The sequence below is a fragment of the Desulfonatronovibrio magnus genome, from assembly GCF_000934755.1.
Taxonomy (GTDB): Bacteria; Desulfobacterota; Desulfovibrionia; order Desulfovibrionales; family Desulfonatronovibrionaceae; genus Desulfonatronovibrio; species Desulfonatronovibrio magnus.
In genome coordinates this window covers 52,832-77,223 of the sequence record NZ_KN882180.1, presented here as the reverse complement: position 1 = coordinate 77,223, position 24,392 = coordinate 52,832, and the positions used below count along the sequence as shown (strand labels likewise).

Below are 24,392 nucleotides of genomic sequence, written 5' to 3'. Positions count from 1 at the left end.
AACACTAATTTTTTTTATACTGTTTTCTCCACTCATCCAGAAACAATATAGCTGTTTCGAGAGAACTCAGCTGCCCCTTTTCCTGTCTAACATAATGCACCAGATCTTCAAAACTAACATGTTTAGAAAGCCCCAGCTCAGACAGAAGATTTTCCAGTTCATTTTTCAGGTCCTTTGGCAATTCATCAAACACTGTGTACTGAGCCTGACGGGTCTGAATACCTTTCCGACTGACTGCAAAGTCAATAAGCTCCCGCATGCGTCTGTCATAGGTGTGATCCTGAATCACCCTGTCTCTGGCCTTTTGACCCAGGCTGATTCTTTTTTCCGGATTACTCAAAAAATAATCAATTTTTTCCTTGAGATCATTCATATCAGTAAAAGTGATCAGTTCATCCTGATCAAACAGTTCCGGCATGAGGGTACGCTCGTCCACCAGTTGAAAGGCAGCGCACGATGCCAGTTCAAAAGTTCGGGGGTTGACAAAATCCCCCGGCTGGACTTCCTTATCACCCTGCACACTGGAATGCAGGTTTAGATTGATTTTGGAAGCATTAAAAATCTTGACGCATTCTTCAGCAGTTATACGCCTTCCCTGAAGCTGCAGATAGGGTGCAAGAACAGTATCTCCCTGCCATTCCGAACCCCAGATCTTGAAATCATAATGGGTCAATTCCTTAAATGCCCTGCGCCGATTGGGATACCCGGCCCCCATAAAGGACAGATCACTACCCCATTTTTTTTGATCCACCGGACTCAGATTAACAGGACAATGAAAATCCGGATCAGCAGCCATAGGAAGATAAAGATAATTTTCCACGCCAATGGACTTAAGCTGAGAAAAAAAGGGTTCCTTCTGAATCACGGCGAAAATATCATAATATGGCGCAAAGGCCTGCCAGTAAGTAAATACCTGAAAATCCTCCACAAACCACATGGCTGTGGGCACCTTATCCCCGCGCAGCTTGCGCAGGGCCTGCCTGCTCAAAGGTGCCTGGGCCAGGGAAAGAACAAGGTCCGGCTCAAAAAAATCAACCTTGGCCAGAACAGCATTGGACACAACCTGCAAAAAGCTGTTTTCCAGTTGTTCAAGACTGACTGAGCTGACTCGAAGCTCTTTCAGAGCTGTAAACGAACTGTAAAACCCAGGTGCTTCAAACACTTCCACAAGGTGCCCCTGCTTTTTCAAGGCCTGGGCACAACTTCTGCCCACTGGCAGAGATCCTCCATACATGGGCAGAACTATCAGGATTTTTAGCCTTTGAAAATCTTCAGGCATGGCAGACCTCTTGAATTCTACGGGCCATGGCCTCCATTTCAGGACCATGATCCAAACCGCTCAAATGCAGAATGCCGTGTGTTATGAGGCGTCTGAAGCAATCCAGCGGGGTTTCTCCGTACAGCAATGCTTCCCGCTTGACCGCGTCGGCATTGATTATAATTTGTCCGCAAATACTATCACAACTTTCATCTTCAGGAAAACTGAGTACATTGGTAGGGCCTTCCATGTCCAGAAAATCCTTGTTAAAACGAGCCATGGCTGCATCATGACTGATAAGGATATCCAGTTCAGGATCCATACAACCAAGTTCTGCACATATACGTGCACATAAAAACTTAACCTCTCGCAGGCTTATGATTACACGTAAAACAAGATTTGTGTCAGAATGAATATTTATCATACCTTGATGGTTCTTCGTTCCTGGTTCTTCGTTCCTGGTTCGTGGTTCCTGGTTCATGGTTCAAGGTTCGTGGTTGCAGGTCTTGTTATTTAGTCTTGCTTTCCAGTTTGCAATAAATATTTACAGAAACTTTTGCCTGTCCAGTCTACAAGGTTAAAGCTGTAGGTCAGAGGTGTTATACCCAGCTCTTTTCCCCTTCAGCCTTCAGCCTTCCCCCTTCCTCCTTCAGTCTTCAGCCTTCCCCCTTCAGCCTTCAGCCTTCCCCCTTCCTCCTTCAGTCTTCAGTCTTCAGCCTTCCCCCTTCAGCCTTCCCCTTATGCCTGGCCTGATCATATTGGTCATAAGCATGCACAATCCTGCCCACAAGACTGTGTCGTATGACATCTTTTTGATTGAAATGAACAAACTCAATACCCTCAACCCCCTGCAGCACCTTGACACTTTGAATAAGTCCGGAAATTGATGTTCCAGGCAGATCAACCTGGGTAACATCTCCGGTCACCACAGCCTTAGAGCCAAGCCCCATCCTGGTCAGAAACATTTTCATCTGTTCTGGTGTGGTATTCTGGGCTTCATCCAGAATAATGAAAGAATCATTCAGGGTTCTGCCCCGCATAAAGGCCAGTGGAGCTACTTCAATTATGCCTGTCTCAAGCATTTCCTGAACCCTGCGAAAATCAAGCATGTCGTGCAGTGCATCATAAAGAGGGCGCAGGTAGGGATTGACCTTTTCCATCATATCTCCAGGCAGAAAACCCAGTTTTTCTCCAGCCTCCACAGCCGGTCTGGTCAGGATTATGCGCTTGACCATTTTCTGTGTCAGGCAGGAGACAGCCACGGCAACAGCAAGATAAGTTTTGCCTGTTCCGGCAGGTCCCACTCCAAAAACCAGATCCCTGGTCTTAATGGCGTTAAGGTACTGTCGTTGAGTAGCGCTTTTAGGAACTATAGTCTTCTTATTGGAAACAATGAAGACCTCTTTCTTAAAAACCTTTTTCAAGTCTGCTTGAGAATCGCCTTCAAGTATGCGCAATGCTGCCTCAACATCTTGTGGAACTATCTTATAACCTGAAAGAATCAGCCTGTAGAGCTGCACAAGACAGGCCTTGGCCAGTTTAAGCTTTGATTTATCAGGACCTGCAAGAGTAACCAGCCCCCCTCGGTTTTCTATCCTGGCTCCGGTACCGGCATGAATAATACTCAGATTAATGCCCTGAGGGCCAAAAAGCTCCTGGATACCCTGCGTATCATGAAACTCTACAGACTCTTCAAAAATTTGATCCATATTGCTGAACTCACCTGCAAGTAATAAGTTGCGAACAAATACTCATTATGCTATCGTCATCAGTTGTTGATGACATAAAACATTATATACGTTTCGCCTAAATTACAAGAAGACGTTTTGCCTATCTCCGGGCAGTTGCTTAGAAGCTCCTCACCTGGGCGGACCGGGACCGAACTTGTGAGTAACTGTCTTTAACGTGGAGCCTGCATCCTGCAGGCTATTTAATTCCAGGCGGCTGGAAGCCGCCTCCACCTTGAAGAACAGTCCCATATTTGGAAATTGGGACAGTCCCCGCGAGGTACTATAAAAATGATTGATGCTGCATTGGTTCCTGGAAGAAATTTGCTTTAATGAAAAAATTTACACAGCGAGGGACAGTCCCCCTCCGGGCTGTAAGCCTCCGGGCAGGAAGCTGTGCCAGGCGCAAAGTTCCTATCTTTGACGGAACTTTTCAGGCAAATGTGCATCAATCATGAGCAAAAATCGTAAAAAAACTTGAAACAGCCTTAACACGAGATTGCTTCGCTTCGCTCGCAACAAGGATTGCCGCGCTCGCCCCAGTTGAATGGCTGCGCCTACACTGCGTGTATTCAACGAGGTAAAAAGACTCGCTCGCAATGACACCTGAGCTGTCAGGGATGTAGTTGCTGAAAAACTGTCACCCACGAGGGAGCCTGAGCGACTGAAGCAATCTTTATGGTAAAACCATAATGCTGTGAATTTATTTCAGATATGATTATTGTTACTTGTAAGCAAAAATCGATGATATGCCTGAATCCATGATAAAATCGGCAAAAACGCCTGTCCTCATTAGCCGAGGCATTAATTTACATTAAATGTCGCATTAGTGATAAACCGCTTTTACACAATCACAGGCAGATCCTCTTAACCATTTTTCCAGCAAGCCCTTCCAGTGAAAACAACAAGATTAATCCTGCTTATAACATTTTTTACACTGCTCCATACTTTTGACTTCAGTCATGCCGAAGTTCCGTGGCATCTCGAAGCACAACGCCTCACATCCCATGAAGGCGATAAAATCATTGAAGCTTTTGATGATGTCTATTTGCACAGGCAAGATAATTTTCTACAGGCAGACTATGCCAGACTGCACACCGAAACCAGTCTTCTTTATCTTAAGGGAAACATCCGGGCTTACTGGGATGGTGATTATCTTGAGGGTCAAGAGGCTGAATTTGATCTCGAACATAATGTGGGCTGGATCACGCATGGCCAAATATTCGTGGCAAAAGAACACGTGTACTTTACCGGCGAAAAACTGAAAAAATTAGATGAAAACACTTATACTTTTGTTGAGGGATCCATGACATCATGCGATGGAGAACGTCCTCCATGGTCCATTGTATCAACCAGTGGACGCATCAATGTTGATGGATACGCTACCATGCGTCACCCCAGGCTGCGGATCAAAGATCAGTCAGTCTTTTATGCTCCATACATGATTGTCCCTGTCAAGACAGAACGACAAAGCGGTTTTTTACTACCTGATGTCGGCTATGGCTCTGAATACGGAACCAACATAAACCTTCCTTATTATTGGGCTATAGATGAACAGCGCGATGCTACCATCTATGCCAACTATTACTCCAAACGGGGACTCATGACAGGGCTCGAGTATCGGCACACCCCATCTTTACTTAGCAAGGGATTGTGGAGGTTAGACTGGCTTAATGACCGCGAAAAACACGATACCCCTGAATCAAAGCCCAGACGCTTCAGAGATGACGGGATGATGCGAGACAATACTGACCGCTACTGGCTCAGAGGTAAATATGATGGGCATCATCCTGAGAGCGGATGGTTTTATAAACTTGACCTGGATTATGTCTCTGATCACTACTACCTTAGAGAGTTCAAATCCGGCATTTCCGGATTTGATAATTCACGTAACGAATTTCTAAAAAAATTCGGGCGGGATATTGATGATCACAACAGCTTTATCAGAACCAATATTGTCAGTGCAACCCGTTATTGGACTAATGTGGGCCTTGATACCCGACTGGTCTATTCCGACAACTTAAGACACAAAAATGACAACCTTCCATCAAGTTTAAACCCTACAGTTCAACGTCTGCCTGAGCTCAATCTCAATCTGTTCAGAACAAACCTCGGGCAGACCCCGCTTGAACTTGAAGCCGCTGCCCAGGGCGTATATTTCTGGCGTGAGTACGGCACCAGAGCGGGAAGGTTTGATGTACATCCTCGCTTGAGTTCCCCCTTAAGAAACAATTTCGGTACTCTTACTCCCAGCATTGGCTGGCGTCAGACTTTATGGGCCATTGATCGCTTTGAAAATGAACCTTCTGAGCGCGACACAGATAACTCCATGCAAACCAGGGGCTTGTATGACATCAATATCAATGCCTTTACAAGCCTGCACAGGATATTTGAGTTAAACAGCATGCCTGAACCCTCCCTGCAAAATCTCGGCATGAGCAAGTGGACAAGAATTCAGCACAGCGTCAGACCGGAAATTGATTTTGACTATATACCCAACGTAAATCAGGAAAAACATCCTGTCTTTGATTCCAGTGACAGGATTGAACCAAGAGAAGAGCTTACTTATTCCCTGAGCAATGTTTTTACTCGCCGTTCAGACACTGTAGTGCCGGGTGATAGCTCTACTGGTCCAGCATTAAGCGCTAACTATCTGGATTTTTTCCGCATAAAATTTGAACAAAGCTATGATTTTCGGGAAGCGAGACGCAGCCAGGACTTAGAAACATATTCCAGGCGTCCCTTTTCAGATATATTAGCTGAAACAACAGTCTTTCCCGGTAAATGGGTCAACCTGCGCAACAAAACATGGTATTCTCCATACGAAAACCGCATCACAGAACATGAGCATACGTTGACCATGAACTGGCCTCAAAAGGCATCTGCATGGTTCAGCCTCGATTTCCTGGAAAAAATTGATGAATACAAACGCCGCATTAACTCCAGAACAAGCATCATGGAAATCGGTACTACTCTGGAATTTATTCCCAACTGGCAATTTAACCTGACCTACCGAAGAGATCTGGAGTTTAACGAAGATGTGGAGCGCGGAGTTGGTATATTCTATCAGCATCAATGTTACAGTATCAGGTTCAAATATACTGAATCCGACTTTGACCGCAAGTTTGAGGTTCGTTTAAATCTGTTGAACCTTGGGACATTTGGTGGATAAATTATGAGCATGATCCGGGTTTTACCGCCAGGACTTCAAAACCAGATAGCTGCAGGCGAGGTTGTTGAACGTCCATCTGCAGTTGTCAAGGAGCTTATGGAAAACAGTCTTGACGCCGGTGCAACCAGTATTCAGGTTCATCTCGAGTCTGGCGGTCAGAGTCTTATCAAGATCATTGACAATGGACAGGGCATGAGACCTGAAGATATTCCACTGGCCTTGACCAGGCACGCCACAAGTAAAATTTCGGCTCTGGAAGAACTAAGCCGCATATCCAGTTATGGATTTCGCGGAGAAGCTCTGCCAAGCATTGCATCCATTTCCAAAATGACCATATCATCATGCCCCGGAAATAATAATGAGGGATACTTTTATAAACTGATTTTTGGTGAAGTGGCTGACCAGGGACCTCTCGCTATGACCCGCGGTACCAGAATCAGGGTGGAAAACCTGCTATCCAATGTGCCTGCCAGGCTTAAATTTCTCAAAACCAGAGCTACAGAAGGTAAAAAGTGCGTAGAGGCCTTCATCAGGCATTCTCTGACCAATCTGTATACTGACTTTGAGCTGCTTTCAGAGTCCAGATCCCTTTATCGTTTTTACCCGGGTGAAACACTGCAGCAAAGAATTGAAGCCATCTGGCCGAATCAGGTTTGTGAACATTTGCGTGAATTCTCTTTGCGACGTCATGATTTTGCCATACATGGTCTGGCTTCAAGCCCTGAAAGCGCTCAAGCCAGGGCCGACAGAATCATGTTTTATATCAACAACAGACCTGTAAGCGACAGGATGCTTCTTGCTGCATTGCGACAGGCTTATCAGGGTCGCCTGCTTTCCCGGGAATATCCACAGGCTGTTATTTTTATCTCTGTTCCCTTAGAAGAAGTGGACGTCAATGTGCATCCAGCCAAAACCCAGGTACGATTCAGAAACGAAAAAGAAATCTTTTCTCTGATTGTAGCAGGCATTGGATCCATATTAAATGATAATATTTATCAATCATCTTCTCATGTTACCAGACAGTTCGATAATGAAGATGGTGGTGGAAATGGTGGAGATAGTTCTGAACTATCTGCTGCATTTCAAGGCGAGGGTATACATGAAGATAATATGTCCGAAACTTACCAGGAGCAGGAAAGCCTGCAGCGCCGATTTAAAGAAAAAAAGTCGAGCTATGACTTTGTGCCTCACACTTCACAGGTTCATGAAACAATTGTAGATCAGGTTGAAAACCATCAGAGCAAGGACCGTTTTGTTGTGGGCAGGCTGGCTTATCTTGGTCAGATCGTTAATTCCTACCTGCTATTTAAAAAACAGGACCATAATCTGCTAATTGTTGATCAGCACGCAGCGCATGAAAGGGTTATGCTGGAAGGATACAAAAAAGGGTTCAGGAAAATTGTCATAAAAAAACTTGCCTTGCCTGAAAGACTCAGTTTGCACCCTTCTGAACTGGATATGATCCAGGGCATTTGGAAAAAAATCAGGACCATGGGCTATATACTGGAACTTCAGGAGGACAGCACTCTTCTAATCTCAGGTATTCCTGACTTTATGAACATATCTGAAGCCACTGAGGTTCTGCGTGATATTATGGCGGAAAAAAAGTCCGACCTGGATGAAATTTTCATTACCATGGCCTGCAAGTCTTCCATTAAGGCAGGATCAAATATGACGTCTGACGAGGCTTTGGGATTGATGGATCAACTGTTGTCATGCGACAATAACCAGTATTGTCCACATGGCCGTCCCATTACGCGGGAGCTTGGCTCAAAAGAACTGGAAAAAATGTTTAAAAGATAACTTTCAAGATCAACAGGAGGTTGTATGAATATTCTCATTGTGGGTTCAGGAGGAAGAGAACACTCCCTGGCCTGGAAAATCAAACAGAGCCCTCTACTCAAAAACCTTTATATTGCACCTGGTAATGGTGGTACTGCCACACTTGGGACAAATATTGATGTGGATGCAGATGATATCCCTGCCATAATCAGGCTGGTCAGAGAAAAAGAAATCAATCTCGTGGTTGCTGGTCCTGAACTGCCTCTGGTTCTTGGACTTGCCGATGCATTGGACCGAGAAAAGATTCCCTGCTTCGGTCCGGGTTCATACGCTGCCCAGCTTGAAGGCAGCAAGGTTTTTTCCAAGTTTCTCATGGAAAAAGCCGAGGTGCCTACTGCCGCTTTTAAAGTTTTTGAAGATTACCACCAGGCATTGGACTACATCAACAAACAGACATATCCCTTAGTAGTTAAAGCCGATGGTTTGGCTGCAGGCAAAGGAGTTATTATCGCTCAAAACCGGGAAGAGGCCAAGGAAGCTCTGCATGATATGATGGTGAAGCAGGTTTTTGGCAAAGCCGGTGAAATAGTTGTCATTGAAGAAGCCCTGCAAGGTGAGGAGGCTTCATTTCTGGCCTTTTGCGACGGTCATGATTTTGTACTTCTGCCCTCTTCACAGGATCACAAGCGTATAGGAGAAAATGATACCGGTCCCAATACAGGTGGCATGGGAGCATACAGTCCAGCACCAATTCTGCCTGCAGAAAAATACGAAGAAACAGCTGAACTGGTCATAAGACCCATTATCCAGCACCTCGAAGAGATGGGACGGCCTTTCAAGGGTATTCTCTATGCCGGGCTTATGTTCACTGCTGAAGGAGTCAAGGTCCTGGAGTACAATGTCCGTTTTGGTGACCCGGAATGTCAGCCTTTGCTTATGCGGGTAGAGTCGGATATTGTTGAGGTCATGATGGCCTGTGTTGAGGGAAGACTTGGTAAAACAACTCTTGATATCAGACAGGACACCAGTGTTTGCGTAGTCCTTGCCGCTGATGGTTATCCTGGAAAATATGCCAAAGGCAACGTCATTACTGGTATTGAAGATGCTGAGTCTGATCCAAAGGTCAAGGTGTTTCAGGCTGGCACCAAGCTTGAAAATGACCAGATCCTGACCAATGGAGGAAGAGTTCTTGGAGTGACTGCCCTGGGAAATGACCTTGAAGATGCCATGGACCGCTGTTACAAGGCGGCGGATAAAATAAATTTTGCGGATAAGTATATGCGCCGGGATATTGGACAGAAAGGTCTGAAAAAATAGTCAGAAATGGTATTGGGGCAGTCCGGTTCCGGACTGCCCACTGAACTAACTTGTCTGACTTATCCTGTTGGCTTCAGTCCCGGTTCCGGAACGTCTGATGAGCCAGACCAGAAAATAAACAACAGGAGTATCCATAAAAGCAATGAGCATTTTGATAATTACTTGCCCGATAATCAGAGGTAAAATGGGCATTACCCCGAGAAAAGCAATGGTAATAAATATCACACTGTCTATTACCTGAGACGAGGCTGTGGATAGATTATTCCTTATCCAGAGATGACGACCCTTGAAAACTTTTTTCCAGAAATGAAAGGCCCAGACATCATGATTTTGACTCACTACATAGGCAATTAGCGAGGCTATAATGATCCTCGGTGCAGCTCCCAGTACTGAACCATATGCATGGTGATTGTCCCAGAATTCAGCAGCCGGCCAAAGCAGTGCCAGATGAATCAGCCCCAGACACACAATAAGCGCCGCGAATCCTCCCATAACTACCTGTCGTGCCTTTTCCTTGCCCCATATTTCGCTTATGACATCAGAGGCCACAAACGTAATGCAATAAGCCAGAATTCCCGCAGGCAGAACTACGCCTGCAATGGTAATAATTTTGGAGGAAATTACCGAAGCAATGACTAAGCTGCCACAAAAAACCGAGCTCAAGAAAACAAAAGCAGCACTATTGTTTTGATACACTAAATGTCACCTGCAGCCTTGTAGATATCTATTTATCGATTATCAATCACTCGTACTGCTTTGCCATCATTTTTGGGCAGACTGTCACGCTCCACCAAATCTACTTTGGCGGTAATGAGGATTTCCTCGCGCAACTGTCCAGTGATTTTCTTTTGCAAAGCCTGAAGAGAGCGCATGTCTTCCACAAAAAACTCGTCTCTGATCTCCACCTTGACTCGCATCTGATCTAAGTATCCTTGCCGTTCTAATTCAATGACATAATTTTCCCCAACCTCAGGAATGGACATGAGTATTTTTTCAACCTGCATGGGAAAAATATTCACCCCTTTGAGTACAATCATGTCATCAGAGCGGGCACTGATGCGATCAATACGCTTATGCTGCCTTCCACAAGAACACTCACCTGGAATAAATCTGGTCAGATCCCTGGTTCTGTACCGGATAATGGGCATGCCTTCACGGCAGAGAGTGGTCAGCACAAGTTCACCAAGTTCTCCCTCAGGAACAGGCTCCAAGGTTTCAGGATCAACGATTTCAGCCAGATAAGCATCTTCCCAGATGTGCATTCCAGACTGTTCAGAACATTCAAAAGCCACTCCAGGTCCGTTCATTTCTGACAGCCCGTAGGAATTGTAAGCCTTGACCCCATAAATATCCTCAATTCTCTGCCGAACTTCTTCGGAGTGAGGTTCTGCTCCAATGAGCATGATTTTAAGGTGCAGGGATTTGGGATCAATGTCCAGTTTCGTGAAAACCGAGCTTAAATGCAATGCATAGGAAGGAATGATATGAGCCACACTGACTTTGAAATCACTGAGCATTTTTATCTGACGTTTGCTGTTGCCTGCTCCGGCTGGAATTGTAAGGCAACCGAGACGTTCTGCTCCATAATGTATACCCAGACCGCCTGTGAACAGGCCATAACCGCTCATATTCTGAAATACATCTCTGGATCGCACTCCAGACATATGCATACATCTCGCCACAAGATCAGCCCAGGAATTAAGATCGTTTTCAGTATGAAAAATAACCGTTGCTGCCCCGGTAGTTCCAGATGAAGCATGCAGGCGGACCATTTTGTCCACTGGCTGAGTCAGCAGACCATAAGGATAACTGGATCTTAAATCCTCCTTGACAGTGTAGGGCAGCTTAGAAGCATCATTATGCGTCTTAATGTCACCTACTTTTATCCCGGCCATGGCCAGCTTGTTTCGATAAAACTGCGAAGCAGTGGCCTGATAAACTGTATTTTTGAGCCTGATGGACTGTATTTGTTCTATTTCACTTCTGTCCGCAAACTCAACTTTGTCAAAATACTGCATATAAATTCCTTGTCGCTATAAATATATGGGCAGTCAATAGTTATCGTGCAAACCCTTGGCTATATTGGACTTTTACAGACTTAAGATGTCTAACGCGAGCTGTACCCGCAATCCAGTTATCTGTTATCTGTTATTTGTTAATTGTTAATTGTTATTTGTTATCAGGGTAAGGCAGCGAATTCAGGCTTTTGTTCTTCAACAATTAACAATTAAGGGAACTCAGGCGTAGCCATCGTCAATGTTCTCTGATGGTGCTGGAATGTCAGCCAGATTTTCAAAAGCTGTAAATTTCTTCAAAAAGGATAACTCCACCATACCCACCGGACCATTTCTCTGTTTGCCAATAATAACCTCTGCCATTCCCTGCTTGGGATTGTCCTCTTTCTGATTATAAGCATCATCACGGTATAGAAAAAGTATGACATCAGCATCCTGCTCAATGGCTCCGGACTCACGCAAGTCTGATAGAACAGGCCGCTTGTCTTTCCTGTCTTCAACTTTGCGGTTGAGCTGAGAAAGAGCCACCACTGGCACATTTATCTCCTTGGCCAGAGCCTTGAGAGACCGGGATATTTCAGAAATTTCCTGTTCTCTTGAATCAATTCGTCTGCCGGCACGCATGAGTTGGAGATAATCCACAATAACCATGCCCAGATTCTTTTCAGATTTCAGGCGCCTGCATCTGGCACGCATCTCGAGAGAGGAAAGCGCCGGAGTGTCATCAATATATAGTGGAGCTCTGGAAAGCACATCTGCTGACTGGGAAAGTCTGGTCCAGTCTTCATCTGTGAGGTAACCGGTACGAAGACTTTTAAGATCAACCTTTCCAAATGAGCATAGCATGCGCATCATTAATTGTTCCATGGACATTTCTAAAGAAAAAATTGCCACAGGAACTTCATGAGAGGCAGCTGTTCGCATGGCTACATTCAAGGCAAAAGCAGTCTTACCCATGCTTGGGCGGGCAGCTATAATGATCAGGTCAGTAGGCTGTAACCCTGCAGTGATTTCATCTAAGGCATGATAACCGGTGGGTACCCCGGTTACAAGATTTTTATCTTCCACGCGCCTGCTAAGCATCTCAAAAACATCTGTCACCAGTTCTTTTGAAGAACGAAACACCTGTTTTGTTTTAGCTTCGCTTATGGTGAATATTTTTTGCTCGGATGAATCCAAAAGATCACCGACCTCAGAGCCTGGCTCATAACTTTCGGAAATAATTTCAGTGGCTGCCCGGATTAAATGCCTGCGGATGGACTTTTCCTTAACAATCCCAGCGTAATAGATTGCATTGGAAGCCGAAGCCACAGATTCGCCAAGTGAAGCAATGTAAACAGCTCCCCCAACTGCATCCAGCTGACCTCTCTTTTCCAGCTCTTCATGAATAGTCACAAGGTCCACTGGAATGCTGCGGCGGTAAAGATCCAGAAAACAGCGAAAAATTATCTGATGAGCCGGTGAATAGAAATCTTCTTCAGTGAGGATATCAATGATGGAGTGCAGGACAGTATTTGATAAAAAAACCCCGCCCAGGACTGCACGTTCGGCATCCATATTCTGGGGAGGCATTTTTCTGATCAAATCAGATGAGACCCTGTCTAAGCTTTCAGGAAAATTGTCTTGTTTTGGCGATGACACACAGATAGCCTCATTTAATGATAAATGATACAGATAGGTAAGTTGCTCATTTTCTTGCAAAGGTTGCCATTAAAACGCCCTTTGCCATGATTATTCAATATTCAAGGACAAAGGGCGAATCTAATAATGGCCTGTAACGTTCAGTCATCTATAAAGAATCAAACTATTGACGATTGCAGATGGTTGAACTGATGTATTTTTGCGCAGACTACTCTTGTATATTACTCAGACTTGGCGGTTTCCTGCTCAGTATTCTCCTGAGACTGTTCCGGTTCATTCTGGGTTGAGGGCTGATACTCTGTACCATGTTTGATTACGCTGACCTTAAGGGAGCAGCTTATATCATGGTGCAGTTTAACCTCTACAGTATAATCACCCAGGGCACGAATGGGATTTTCCAGAACAATTTTGCGCCGGTCAAGTTCAATACCCATTTCTGTGAGGGCATCTCCGATATTAGTTGTAGTTACTGATCCGTATAGCTTTTCATTCTCCCCAACACGAACCGGGATGATAACGTGGGCTGCATTTATGCGATCAGCCAGACTCTGGGCAGCCTGTCTGATTTTTTGCATTCTGGCTTCTAATTTTTTACGCTCATTTTCAAATACATTCATATTGGCCTTGGTAGCAGGCATGGCATATCCCTGAGGGATAAGATAATTGCGACCATAGCCGGGTTTAACCTTGACCACATCTCCGAGCCGACCAAGGTTGTCAACGTCTGCTCTTAAAATTATCTGCATAATTATACTCCTGAAACAAAGAATGTGTGTGTCCTGTCACATCTGATGTTAACAGGCATCAACCAGTCTTGATGCCCATTTTTTTCAGGAGGACATGACATTTGCAACACAAATTCTTTACTAACTGTTGTTTGTCTTAAGCAATCAAAAGAATAGCTGGGTTGCGGGCACTATTTGCCTTAGTAACTTACTGCCTCAATCCTGTAGAAAAAAACAAGAAAATTTTTAACCCTGACAAGAGCAATAATACCCAAAATCCTTTTTCTTCAGCCTTCAGTCTTCAGTCTGAAAATTCTGGTTATCGCCCCAACTTAAGGATCCTTATTTAAACTGGATTGCGGGCACAGTCAGCCTTAGATAGTTCTTCTATGCACCTGATTGCTGTGCGTGGCAGTATAGATAAGCAGCGCCATCTGCCTGGACTTTTTGATCTCTCCGGTAAGCTTGCGCTGGTGTTTGGCGCAGGTGCCGGTAATTCTGCGGGCAATGATTTTACCACGGTCAGTTATGAAATCATTAAGCAACTCAACATTCTTGTAATCCAACTGAATTTCCTTGTTAGCACAAAAACGACAAAATTTCTTTCTTGGGGCGAATTTTCTGAATGCCATTTAACTCTCCTTGGACTCGGTCTTTTGTTCGGCTTTAGCTTTGGCCTTGGGATCTAACTTGACTGTCAAAAACTTAAAAATTCCATCAGCGTTTCTGATATTTCTTTCAAGTTCATTCACCTTATCCCCTGGAAGGGTATACTCCATACGGATATACTGCCCTCTGACCTGCTTGCGCACTGGATAGGCAAGCTCCTTTATGCCCCAGTCGTCAATTGTGATGCTCTGGCCACCATCGCGATCAATGATGCCTGTCAGCGTGTCCACCACTTCTTTGCTGCCTTCTGAGCCAAGCTCAGGGCTCAGCAAAAGAAGGGTTTCATAAGTCATGTTCATTAATGGTCCTCCTTGTGGTCATTTGGCCCTCTCGCGAGAGCAAGGTAAACCGTCTCTTTTATTCTTACAATGCATGTATGTCAAGCTCCAATAAATTGACAAATCTCTTTAAGGGTCTAATCGTTCATTGAGCTCTCAAGATAGTTGTCCAGCTCTTTCATGAATTCCTGCAAAAGGCTCTGACCACGCACCTTCCTTACCACCTGGCCTTTTTTGAAAATAATCCCGCAATCCCGGCCTCCGGCCAACCCAATATCCGCTTCTCTGGCTTCGCCAGGGCCGTTAACCACACAGCCCATTACCGCCACAGTAAACACCTGCTCCACATCTTGCAGACGATCTTCCACAGCAGTGGCCATGTTAACCAGATCGATCTCAGTGCGGCCGCAAGTTGGACAGGATATAATCTCAGGTCCTCGTTGCCTGATGCCAAGGGAACGTAGTATTTCCCAGGCCACAGGCATTTCCGCAACAGGATTTCCTGTCAGGGAAACTCTCAAAGTATCTCCAAGACCAAGATACAAAAGTATACCCAGGCCAACCCCGGATTTTATGGCTCCCCTGAATGGGGTGCCAGCCTCGGTGATGCCAATATGTAAGGGGTAGTCCCGTTTTTCTGCCATCAGCCTGTATGCTTCAATTGTATTTTGCACAGAAGATGATTTAAGAGAAATCTTGATGAGATTAAAATTTCTATTTTCCAAAAAGCGGATATGTTCCAAAGCGCTTTCCACCATGGCCTCAGCAGTTGGACCTCCATATTTTTTTAATATTTTCCTGTCAATGGAACCACTGTTAACTCCAATGCGAACAGGTATACGAGCCGATTTAGCTGCATCCACAACTCTGTTCACCCTGGATTCATCACCAATATTTCCTGGATTAAGACGCAGCCCGTGGACTCCAGATTCAATAGCCCCGAGAGCCAGTCGATGATCAAAGTGGATATCAGCCACAACAGGCAGTTCAGAATAAAGCACAATTTCCCTTAGACCTGACACAGCTTCTTGATCCGGAACTGCGACCCTCACTACTTCACACCCTGCTCTGGCAAGCTGTTTTATTTGTTCCAAGGTAGCTTCGGAGTCTCTGGTATCAGTATTGGTCATACTTTGAACTCGAACTGGATTATCCCCCCCAATACCCACATGACCTATTTTGACCTCAATTGACTTTCTTCTTTGCATGGCAGCTCCACTTTGCTTTCTTTTACATCCCAGAGGTTGATGAAGACTTCAACGTACTCTTCAGTCTCTTCCGGGACCTACTTGCCTCATAAGCGACATATTCAAAACATCGGCTATTGCTCAACTATGCACAAAAGTGCCTGTCCTGTATTTTCCTGAAATACGGGGTAAACATTCACCCCTCTCAAGTTAACTGAAGACTCCGTTTTTGCAGGGCTTGTCTTTATCCAGAAAAATATATACATGTTGGCTAAACTTACACGTAACTACAATCGAATATCCAATAAATTCAGAATATTATGGTTTTACCATACAGATTGCTTCGGTCGCTTAGGCTCCCTTGTGGGTGACAGGTTTTCAGCAACCACATCCCTGACACCTCAGCTGTCATTGCGAGCGAGTCTTTTTACCTCGTTGAATACACGCAGTGTAGGCGCAGCCATTCAACTGGGGCGAGCGCGGCAATCCTTGTTGCGAGCGAAGCGAAGCAATCTCGTGTTAAGGCTGATTATTAGTTACTCACAAGTTCGGTCCCGGGCCGCCCGGGTGATGAGCTTACAAGTAACTGGAGTTGTTTTGCCAATAAAATCAGATGGTTATAATTTTCATATTTTGACGATTTTTGCTTTGATTAATGCACATTTGCCAGAAAAGTTCCGTCAAAGATGAGAGCGTTACTCCTGGCACAGCTTCCTGCCCGGAGGCTTACAGCCCGGAGGGGGACTGTCCCTCGCTGTGTAAATTTTATCATTAAAGCAAATTTCATCCAGGAACCAATGCAGCATCAATCTCTTTTATAGTACCTCGCGGGGACTGTCCCAATTTCCAAATATGGGACTGTTCTTCAAGGTGGAGGCGGCTTCCAGCCGCCTGGAATTAAATAGCCTGCAGGATGCAGGCTCCACTTTAAAGACAGTTACTCGCAGGTTCGGTCCCGGGCCGCCCCAGGGGAACAAATATGTGACAGTTCTTCAAGGTGGAGGCGGCTTCCAGCCGCCTGGAATTAAATAGCCTGCAGGATGCAGGCTCCACTTTAAAGACAGTTACTCACACGATCGGTCCCGCACGCCCGGGTGATGAGCTTACAAATGACATCCTTTTTAAGACAAGTAGAACCTGGAAAAGTCAACCACCAATGCTCAATGCTAATTGCTAAACAGATATATACAGGAGAAATAATTTATGAAAATCGGAATAAGCACCTGTCTTTTGGGTGAAAATGTACGTTATGACGGAGGGCACAAGTTAGATAAATATCTGCGCGACCTGTTAGGAAAATATGTAAACTATGTACCTGTTTGTCCGGAGTCAGAATCAGGCCTGCCAATTCCAAGAGAGGCCATGCGTCTTGTGGGTGACCCTGAAAACCCCAGGCTGTTGACTATCCAAACCAGGATTGATCACACTGATCGTTTGCAAAACTGGGGTAAAGAAAAACTTAAAGAGCTGGAAAAGGCAAAACTTTGCGGATTCATCTTCAAATCCAGATCTCCCAGCAGCGGGATGGAAAGGGTCAAGGTATATTCTGAAAAAGGCCACCCCATACCCAAAGGCAGGGGAATATTTGCCGGCATGTTCATGGATGCATTTCCACTGATTCCTGTAGAAGAAGACGGTAGAATGAATGATCCCATGCTCAGAGAAAACTTTATTGCCAGAATATTTGTTTTCAGCAGATGGAGAGATGTATTGGACCAGGACCTGACCACAGGCAGGCTGGTGGATTTTCACACCAGACATAAATTGCTCATCATGTCCCATAATGTCAACGCTTACAGAGACCTGGGACGCATGGTGGCCAAGGCAAAAGAATATGATCCAGACCAGCTTGCTGAGGAATACATATCCAAACTCATGCAGGCACTCAAAATGTCATCCACCATCAAGAAGAACGTTAATGTGCTGCATCATGTCATGGGATACTTTAAAAAAGAACTTACCAGCGATGAAAAACAGGAACTGCTGGAAATCATTCAGGCATATGCTGATTCCTTAGTGCCTCTCATAGTACCGATAACCCTGCTCAATCACTATGTGCGCAAATACGATCAATCCTATCTGAGACAGCAGGTTTATCTAAATCCTCATCCAATGGAGCTTAAACTGAGAAATCATGTCTAAAGAAAGCTTTACCCATAACCCAACTCAAAAAAGGATCATTATGATTGGGATGGTTAAATTTCTTCAGGCTGGATGTGGAAGGCACTGGACTTTGAATCCTGGACTTTGGACAATTAATAGCTCTCCAGAAAAATGTCAGGGGTTGACCAATATTTCTGCTCTAACATCTTCCAGAAGTATGCCCCTTCGAAAGGCGCGTTCTGGAATATACTCGGGCTGGGCCGAAAATACACGAGTATCGTCTCCCATTACCAGTTCCCCAGACCAGACAACCCTGTGCTCCCAGAAAATATTGCCTTCCATGCGAAAGATATATTTTCCAGACCCAACAGGTTCCCCTGTATGATCCCGGCAGTCCCAAATGCTGGAATGGCGTCCTGATATAATTGGAGTAGCTGCGCTCACAGCATCCACGTATTCGGTATTTTCATGGCTCCAGCCTGAAACTTCTCTCCACATGGGAAGGCTGAGGGGCCTGTGTTCATAAGCTCCCCTGGCTGTATAGGCAGTGGCGAATACTGTAGCCACATACTGACCATCAGGCTTTTCTATCCAGATTGCCCACTGATTACTGGCCATGCGTGGCTGCAAATGGACAAAATAACTGAATTCAACCGCGCATTCGTTAGACTCAATACAGGGTATATCCAATGCCTGGTGCGAATGTCCGGACCAGGCATTTGTCTGTTGCGAAATAAATATAAGAAAAAAAAAGATAATTCCAGTTAATGGCTTCATGAAATGGATACTTTTTGAAGATGAATACTATTTCAAATGGCTTGCAATGGAAATTACAATTTGTTCTACTGGCAGGGATACGTCCATAACCAGGTCAGCACAGGACAGATAAAGCTGTTCTCTTTGACTCATTACAGTTGAAATTTCCTGCTCAAGAGACATATCTGACAACGCAGGCCTCTGTCCGGAAATGGGATCAGCATTTAATCTCTCAAGAACTAAGGATATAGTTGCTTGTAAATAAACACAATAGTTCTGTGTTTGAGTTAAGATGTTCCGATTGGAAGAGCGTAATATCACGCCGCCTCCAGTGGCCACCACCTGGCCCTGCCTTGCATTTATCTCACTTAAAATCTTTTCTTCCCTTTCCCGAAAATATGGCCACCCATGCTTATTAACCATTTCATCAATAGTCATCTCATACTGCTGCTGAAGCTCATGATCCGCATCAACAAACCTGATCTTTAACAGGCTTGCGAGTTTCCTGGCCAAAGTAGTTTTTCCACTGGCCCGATAGCCAATAAGGTAAACATTTCTATACTTCATCACTGTCTATTATCGTGTATTTTTGGGACTAAGCCTGACCTTAGCTTACAAGTAACTACAATCGTTTTGCTAATAAAATCAAATGGTTATAATTTTCATATTTGACGATTTTTGCTTTGATTAATGCACATTTGCCTGAAAAGTTCCGTCAAAGATGAGAGCTTTACGCCTGGCACAGCTTCCTGCCCGGAGGCTTACAGCCCGGAGGGGACTGTCCCTCGCTGTGTAAATTTTATCATTAAAGCAAATTTCCTCCAGGAACAAATACAGCATCAATCTTTTTTATAGTACCTCGCGGGGACTGTCCCAATTTCCAGATATGGGACTTTTCTTCAATGTGGAGGCGGCTTCCAGCCGCCTGGTCTTTAATAGCCTGCAGGATGCAGGCTCCACTTTAAAGACAGCTACTCACAGGTTCGGTCCCGGGCCGCCCAGGTGAGGAGCTTATTTCTGAATCCAATTATCAAAAAGTTCATCCAGCTCTGCAGGCTCCAAAGATGGGTTGTCATACAATCCTGCCTTCTGCCTCTGACTGAAGGCTTCATAAAGAATAATGGCAGCAGCTACAGACACATTCAGACTCTGAACCATACCCTGCATGGGGATATACAATTCCTGATCTACAAATTTAATTAGGTTTTCTTCAATTCCGCTGTGCTCGTTACCGAGGATTACTGCTGTAGGCCGGGAAAAGTCCCACTCAAACAAAGGCACAGCAGTATGGCTGAAACCAGTTCTGACCAGATTCAGACCGCTTTTTTTCAAGGCATGAACCAGTCCTTGAGCATCATGATGTCTAATTTGTTCCACCCATTTTTTGGCTGAGGCAGATGATTTCTTACCAAGGGCGGGAAAAGTATTGCTGGTGTAAAGAAGGTGAACAGCGCTGATTCCAAAAGCATCACAGCTTCTTAAAATGGCGGACACATTATGCGGGTCGTGAATATTATTGATTACCAGGGTCAGATCCTTTTGCCGTCTGCTGAGGACCTGACGAATCCTCTCAGCCCTTTGAGGTGTTCGTGGTCTATGGGTCATAATATTTTTCGAGATATAAAAGGTATTCCTGATTTCCTTTTGGACCTTTGATTGCTGAAGGCGTAACTCCTCTGTAAGTCAACCCCAGGTCCTGTATAAACGTATCCCTTACCCTGTGCAGGGCTTCTTGAGCCACTTCCAAAGATTTGACAACCCCTTTACAGGTCTGACCCGGACCAACCTCAAACTGAGGCTTGATCAGGGCCACAATTTCTCCACCAGGTCGCAAAAATTTAAGGGCAGACTTCAAAACAAGAATAGCAGATATAAAAGAACAATCCATTGTCAAAAAATCAACCTGCTCTGAAAGAAGATCTTCCGGAGCAGTTCTAATATTGATTTTTTCGAGATTAACAACCCTTTCATGCTCACGAAGCTTCCAATGGAGCTGCCCATAGCCAACATCGACAGCATAAACTTTCCTTGCGCCATGTTGCAAAAGGCAATCTGTAAAACCTCCAGTGGATGCTCCCACATCAAGACAAATTTTATCCTGAATATGAAGATCAAATCTCTCAACAGCAGTCAAGAGTTTATATCCCCCTCTGCTCACAAAACGCTGATCCTCCAGGACCATTAAGGCAGATTCTTTGCTCAGGGCACGACCAGGCTTGTCAATCCTTTCCCGGTCATTACCGGACAGGACAAAAACCTGCCCGGCCATTATCAGTCTTTTGGCCTTTTCTCGAGATTCAGCAAGACCTTGATCAAAAAGCAGCTGGTCCGCCCGTTGCCTGCTTTTCATTTATTTGCGTTAATCATCAGGCCCAGTGGATCAGCCCCAGACAATGAGGATCAAGGAGCAATGGATGGTGAGGCAGAATACGCACGGTGTATCCAAAGCGCCCGGTGGTGGAGGTTTTGATAGTACCTTCGTAACGTATCCACCCCTTTTCAACCTCTTCTTTTCGAGCCATGCACATTGTATTTCTGTTCAAAAAGTCTCCATTTATGTCCACAGATCCTGAATAGATTTCAACCTGAATATCCTTTGCTGACAAACCATTAATATATACTTCTGCTGAAATGGTTAGTTCATCACCGGAATGCAGTACATCCTCTTCCACAGAGCGAACATTTCTGATTTTGACATCTCCCCACTTGGTCATAAGGTCCATTCTCCATGAAGCCAGGCTCTTGGCCTTTTCAAATTCGTTCTTTTCAAGCTTCACAAAGTTGTCATAGGCAGGCAGATACGCTGTAGTTGCATAATCCTCCACCATTCTGTGCGAACTGAAAACAGGACAAAGATCCTTGAGTCCGTTTTTCATTTTTCTAATCCATTCAACAGGCATATTGCCATGAGAGCGATTGTAAAATGTAGGAATAATATCTCTTTCCAGTACATTATATAAATAATGACTTTCCACCATGTTCTGGTATTCCTGGTCAGAATGTTCTTCACCGTCGCCTATGGCCCAACCATAACGGTTGTCCGGGGTATGAGCCTCATCCCACCATCCGTCCAGAACACTCAAATTAAGAACTCCGTTGGCAACAGCCTTCATACCGCTGGTGCCGCAGGCTTCAAGAGGTCGTTTGGGATTATTAAGCCATACATCACAGCCCTGAAGCATATGTTCGGCAATTTCCATGTCATAATCTTCAATAAATACAAAATGATGTCTGCACTCGGACTTGCGACAAAACTGCACTATCTGCTGGATTATCTTCTTGCCCTCAACATCCTTGGGATGGGCTTTTCCAGCAAAAATAAACTGAACAGGCTGTTTGGAGTTATTCATTATTTCGAGAATTCTTTTTACATCCGTTAGAATCAGGTTTGCCCTTTTATAAGTAGCAAAGCGCCTGGCAAAGCCAATGGTCAGGGCACCTGGATCAAGAACTTCCCCGGCAAGCTGGAGTTCTAAACGTTTTCCCCCGCGGGCCAGAGTCAGATCTTTAAGTCTGGTACGCACAAAATCCACCAGCCTTTCCCTTAGTCGTTCATGGGTTCTCCACAGTTCTGAATCAGGTATGGATTCAGCCTGTTTCCAGACCCTTTGACAATCTGGATCTTCTCTCCAGTCTGCACCAAGATAGCGGTCAAAAAGATAAGATATGTCTGGTGCAGTCCAGGTGGGAATGTGAATACCGTTGGTAATGGCTGCAATAGGTACATCGTCTACAGGATATTGAGGCCATACTCGCTTCCACATATTTCTGGCCACCCTGCCGTGGAGTTTGCTGACTCCGTTATTAAATCTGGAAAGACGCAAAGCCAGAACCGTCTGGCAAAACAGTTCACTGTCATCACGGGGATCTTCTCTGCCCAATGCCAGGAAAACCTTAAATGCCAGCCCCAGCTCACGGGCATAACTTTCAAAATATTTGCGCATAAGTTCTGGATCAAAACGGTCATTGCCTGCTGGAACAGGAGTATGTGTAGTAAAAACACTGCTGGAGGCAACTAGCTCAGTGGCTGCTTCAAAAGACATATTATACTCACGCATGAAAACACTGATACGTTCCAGACCAGCAAAAGCGGAATGCCCTTCATTCATATGAATTACCCTGGGGTTAAGCCCCAAAGCCTTTAAAGCCCGGATGCCGCCGATTCCCAGCACCACTTCCTGCTTAAGACGCATTTCCCAGTCACCACCATAAAGCTGGGCTGTAATTTCTCGGTCATTCGGTATATTTTCATTGAGATTCGTATCCAAAAGAAAAAGATCCACTCTCCCAATTCTGGCTTTCCAAATCTGCAGACTGACCAGGCGATCCAGAAGAGTAACCTGCACCTTCAAAGGATTGCCGTCCTCGTCTCGAACCAGAGTCATGGGCATTTCTTCAAAATCATTTACAGGGTACCTTTCCTGCTGCCATCCATCAGCAGTCAGATATTGTCTGAAATAACCGTTCTGGTAGCAAAGGCCAATGGCCACTAAGGGAATATTAAGATCGCTGGCTGATTTAAGATGATCCCCGGCAAGAATCCCCAATCCTCCTGAATAAATGGGCAGCGACCGGCTGATGCCGTATTCGGCGCTGAAGTAAGCAATAACTGATTCACCTTTGCTGTCTTTGAAATCAAAAGCAGCCTTGGTTGCTCCAGTATATTTTTCCAGACTTTCTCTCGTGCGTTGAAGCCGCTCAAGAAAAAAATCATCTTTGGACAATTCTTCAATAGCTTCCTGCGAAACCTGATTAAGAAACTTTACTGGATTTTGACGACATTGCTGCCACAACTGATAATCAATCCGCTCAAACAATTCGCAGATATCGTGATTCCAGGAAAACCAGAAATTAAAAGCCAGGTCCCACAAGGGGGTGAGATTGTCCGGCAGCCTTGGCGTGACGCTGTAAACTTTCAGTGGACGCATATAAAAAACCTCCGATTAAATCATTTTGGTGATCTTGCCCAACTAAGCTTGAAATTGCAAGAACTCATTTCTGGCATAAAAACATCTTTGCAAACCTGTAATTCATAAAAAGGTATCAGTTTAGCCATTTGCATGTGGCACGACTTCCTGCCCGGAGGCATACAGCCCGGAGGGGGACTGGCTCTCCCAGCCCTTGTTTTATTAAGTCTGTGTTTTACATCAACAAAAAACAAGGACTGGGGTGCCTGTCCCCTGCTTTCCTTAGAAAAGGGCTAAACTATTACATAAAAAGTTAAAATTTAATCCTTGCAGGTTTTTCCACTCAAGGTTATCAATCGGCCATATTTTACTCGCAAGACAAAAGGAACGACAATGCATAGTATCGCGGTCAAGGTAAAATTCTTAAGACAGACAGATCAATCTGGAAACAGGCTTGAATATGCCACATCCATGTCAGCCGGCATTGACCTGAGAGCCTTTATGGATGAATCAATTGTGGAACTTGTACCCGGCCAGAGTTTTTTTTTTCCAGCTGGCATCAGTATTGAGCCACAGCATCCGGGTGTAGCAGGCTTTATCTTTTCCCGCAGCGGTCTGGGAACCAAAAAAGGGCTGGTGGTCTGCCAGGGTGTGGGAGTCATCGATCCGGATTATCGCGGCGAAATATTAGTCTGCCTGCGCAACACCTCCCAGCAAACACACCATGTCAAAAGAGGCCAGCGCATAGCCCAGCTGGTTTTTATGCCCTTTTATCAGGCAGATATTGCCAAAGTAGAGGATCTTTGCGCTACAACCCGCGGATCTGGCGGGTTTGGCCATACTGGAAATATGTAA

20 protein-coding genes are annotated in these 24,392 nt (G+C 45.0%); 5 read left to right on the top strand and 15 right to left on the bottom strand.

Translation table 11 applies throughout. The features are described 5' to 3' along the window. Positions 1-4 precede the first annotated feature (4 nt). The 3 genes from LZ23_RS18655 to LZ23_RS18645 form a co-directional block, all read right to left on the bottom strand. Positions 5-1,279 (bottom strand): CgeB family protein, encoded by a 1,275-nt coding sequence (locus LZ23_RS18655; RefSeq protein ID WP_045216663.1) that lies wholly within the window; start codon positions 1,277-1,279, stop codon positions 5-7. Beyond that, a complete protein-coding gene (gene ybeY / locus LZ23_RS18650) occupies positions 1,272-1,739 on the bottom strand; it encodes an rRNA maturation RNase YbeY (RefSeq protein ID WP_084591142.1) in 468 nt (155 codons plus the stop codon). Before ybeY ends, LZ23_RS18655 begins: the two co-directional genes overlap by 8 nt. 217 nt (positions 1,740-1,956) lie before the next feature. Then, positions 1,957-2,967, bottom strand: a complete 1,011-nt coding sequence (locus LZ23_RS18645) for a PhoH family protein (protein ID WP_045216661.1) — start codon at positions 2,965-2,967, stop codon at positions 1,957-1,959. Positions 2,968-3,880: 913 nt separating this feature from the next. Between LZ23_RS18645 and LZ23_RS18640 the strand changes: the two genes are divergently transcribed. From LZ23_RS18640 to purD, 3 genes are read left to right on the top strand one after another with little or no spacing between them, the layout of a single operon-like run. Further along, positions 3,881-6,157, top strand: coding sequence for an LPS-assembly protein LptD (locus LZ23_RS18640; RefSeq protein WP_052507519.1), 2,277 nt, complete (start codon positions 3,881-3,883; stop codon positions 6,155-6,157). 3 nt (positions 6,158-6,160) lie between these two features. After that, a complete protein-coding gene (mutL, locus tag LZ23_RS18635; RefSeq protein ID WP_045216659.1) occupies positions 6,161-7,960 on the top strand; it encodes a DNA mismatch repair endonuclease MutL in 1,800 nt (599 codons plus the stop codon). A gap of 24 nt (positions 7,961-7,984) precedes the next feature. Next, positions 7,985-9,256, top strand: coding sequence for a phosphoribosylamine--glycine ligase (gene purD, locus LZ23_RS18630; RefSeq protein WP_045216657.1), 1,272 nt, complete (start codon positions 7,985-7,987; stop codon positions 9,254-9,256). Positions 9,257-9,301: 45 nt separating this feature from the next. Here purD and LZ23_RS18625 read toward each other — a convergent pair whose 3' ends face one another. From LZ23_RS18625 to ispG, 7 genes are all read right to left on the bottom strand, one after another. Continuing rightward, the gene (locus tag LZ23_RS18625; protein ID WP_045216656.1) at positions 9,302-9,952 is read right to left on the bottom strand and encodes a queuosine precursor transporter; all 651 of its coding nucleotides are present in this window, start codon (positions 9,950-9,952) and stop codon (positions 9,302-9,304) included. A 32-nt stretch (positions 9,953-9,984) separates the two neighbouring features. After that, positions 9,985-11,274, bottom strand: coding sequence for a phenylacetate--CoA ligase family protein (locus LZ23_RS18620; protein ID WP_045216654.1), 1,290 nt, complete (start codon positions 11,272-11,274; stop codon positions 9,985-9,987). A gap of 219 nt (positions 11,275-11,493) precedes the next feature. Beyond that, positions 11,494-12,843, bottom strand: coding sequence for a replicative DNA helicase (gene dnaB, locus LZ23_RS18615; protein WP_084591144.1), 1,350 nt, complete (start codon positions 12,841-12,843; stop codon positions 11,494-11,496). 290 nt (positions 12,844-13,133) lie between these two features. Continuing rightward, positions 13,134-13,658, bottom strand: coding sequence for a 50S ribosomal protein L9 (gene rplI / locus LZ23_RS18610; protein ID WP_045216653.1), 525 nt, complete (start codon positions 13,656-13,658; stop codon positions 13,134-13,136). 353 nt (positions 13,659-14,011) lie between these two features. Further along, positions 14,012-14,269: a 30S ribosomal protein S18 gene (gene rpsR, locus LZ23_RS18605; RefSeq protein ID WP_045216651.1), complete on the bottom strand. Its 258-nt coding sequence runs from the start codon at positions 14,267-14,269 to the stop codon at positions 14,012-14,014. Further along, entirely contained in the window at positions 14,270-14,605 is a 336-nt protein-coding gene (gene rpsF / locus LZ23_RS18600) for a 30S ribosomal protein S6 (protein ID WP_045216649.1), read from the bottom strand. It lies immediately after the preceding gene. Positions 14,606-14,721: 116 nt separating this feature from the next. Beyond that, a complete protein-coding gene (gene ispG / locus LZ23_RS18595; RefSeq protein ID WP_269745195.1) occupies positions 14,722-15,825 on the bottom strand; it encodes a flavodoxin-dependent (E)-4-hydroxy-3-methylbut-2-enyl-diphosphate synthase in 1,104 nt (367 codons plus the stop codon). 1,149 nt (positions 15,826-16,974) lie between these two features. Between ispG and LZ23_RS18585 the strand changes: the two genes are divergently transcribed. Further along, on the top strand, positions 16,975-17,913 hold the full coding sequence (locus tag LZ23_RS18585) for a YbgA family protein (RefSeq protein WP_045216644.1): 939 nt from the start codon (positions 16,975-16,977) through the stop codon (positions 17,911-17,913). A gap of 135 nt (positions 17,914-18,048) precedes the next feature. Here the strand turns inward: LZ23_RS18585 and LZ23_RS18580 are convergent, their stop codons facing one another. The 5 genes from LZ23_RS18580 to glgP form a co-directional block, all read right to left on the bottom strand. Further along, positions 18,049-18,651, bottom strand: a complete 603-nt coding sequence (locus LZ23_RS18580; protein WP_052507518.1) for a DUF2271 domain-containing protein — start codon at positions 18,649-18,651, stop codon at positions 18,049-18,051. Between the two features lie 27 nt (positions 18,652-18,678). Continuing rightward, positions 18,679-19,197: a shikimate kinase AroL gene (gene aroL, locus LZ23_RS18575; protein WP_045216642.1), complete on the bottom strand. Its 519-nt coding sequence runs from the start codon at positions 19,195-19,197 to the stop codon at positions 18,679-18,681. A 444-nt stretch (positions 19,198-19,641) separates the two neighbouring features. Beyond that, positions 19,642-20,235: a TrmH family RNA methyltransferase gene (locus LZ23_RS18570; protein WP_045216640.1), complete on the bottom strand. Its 594-nt coding sequence runs from the start codon at positions 20,233-20,235 to the stop codon at positions 19,642-19,644. Then, positions 20,225-20,980 (bottom strand): TlyA family RNA methyltransferase, encoded by a 756-nt coding sequence (locus LZ23_RS18565; protein ID WP_045216638.1) that lies wholly within the window; start codon positions 20,978-20,980, stop codon positions 20,225-20,227. The genes LZ23_RS18570 and LZ23_RS18565 overlap by 11 nt, the downstream gene beginning before the upstream one ends. A gap of 16 nt (positions 20,981-20,996) precedes the next feature. Next, on the bottom strand, positions 20,997-23,558 hold the full coding sequence (glgP, locus tag LZ23_RS18560; protein WP_045216637.1) for an alpha-glucan family phosphorylase: 2,562 nt from the start codon (positions 23,556-23,558) through the stop codon (positions 20,997-20,999). Positions 23,559-23,930: 372 nt separating this feature from the next. Here glgP and dut point away from each other — a divergent pair, with 372 nt between their 5' ends. Next, positions 23,931-24,392 (top strand): dUTP diphosphatase, encoded by a 462-nt coding sequence (gene dut, locus LZ23_RS18555; RefSeq protein ID WP_045216635.1) that lies wholly within the window; start codon positions 23,931-23,933, stop codon positions 24,390-24,392.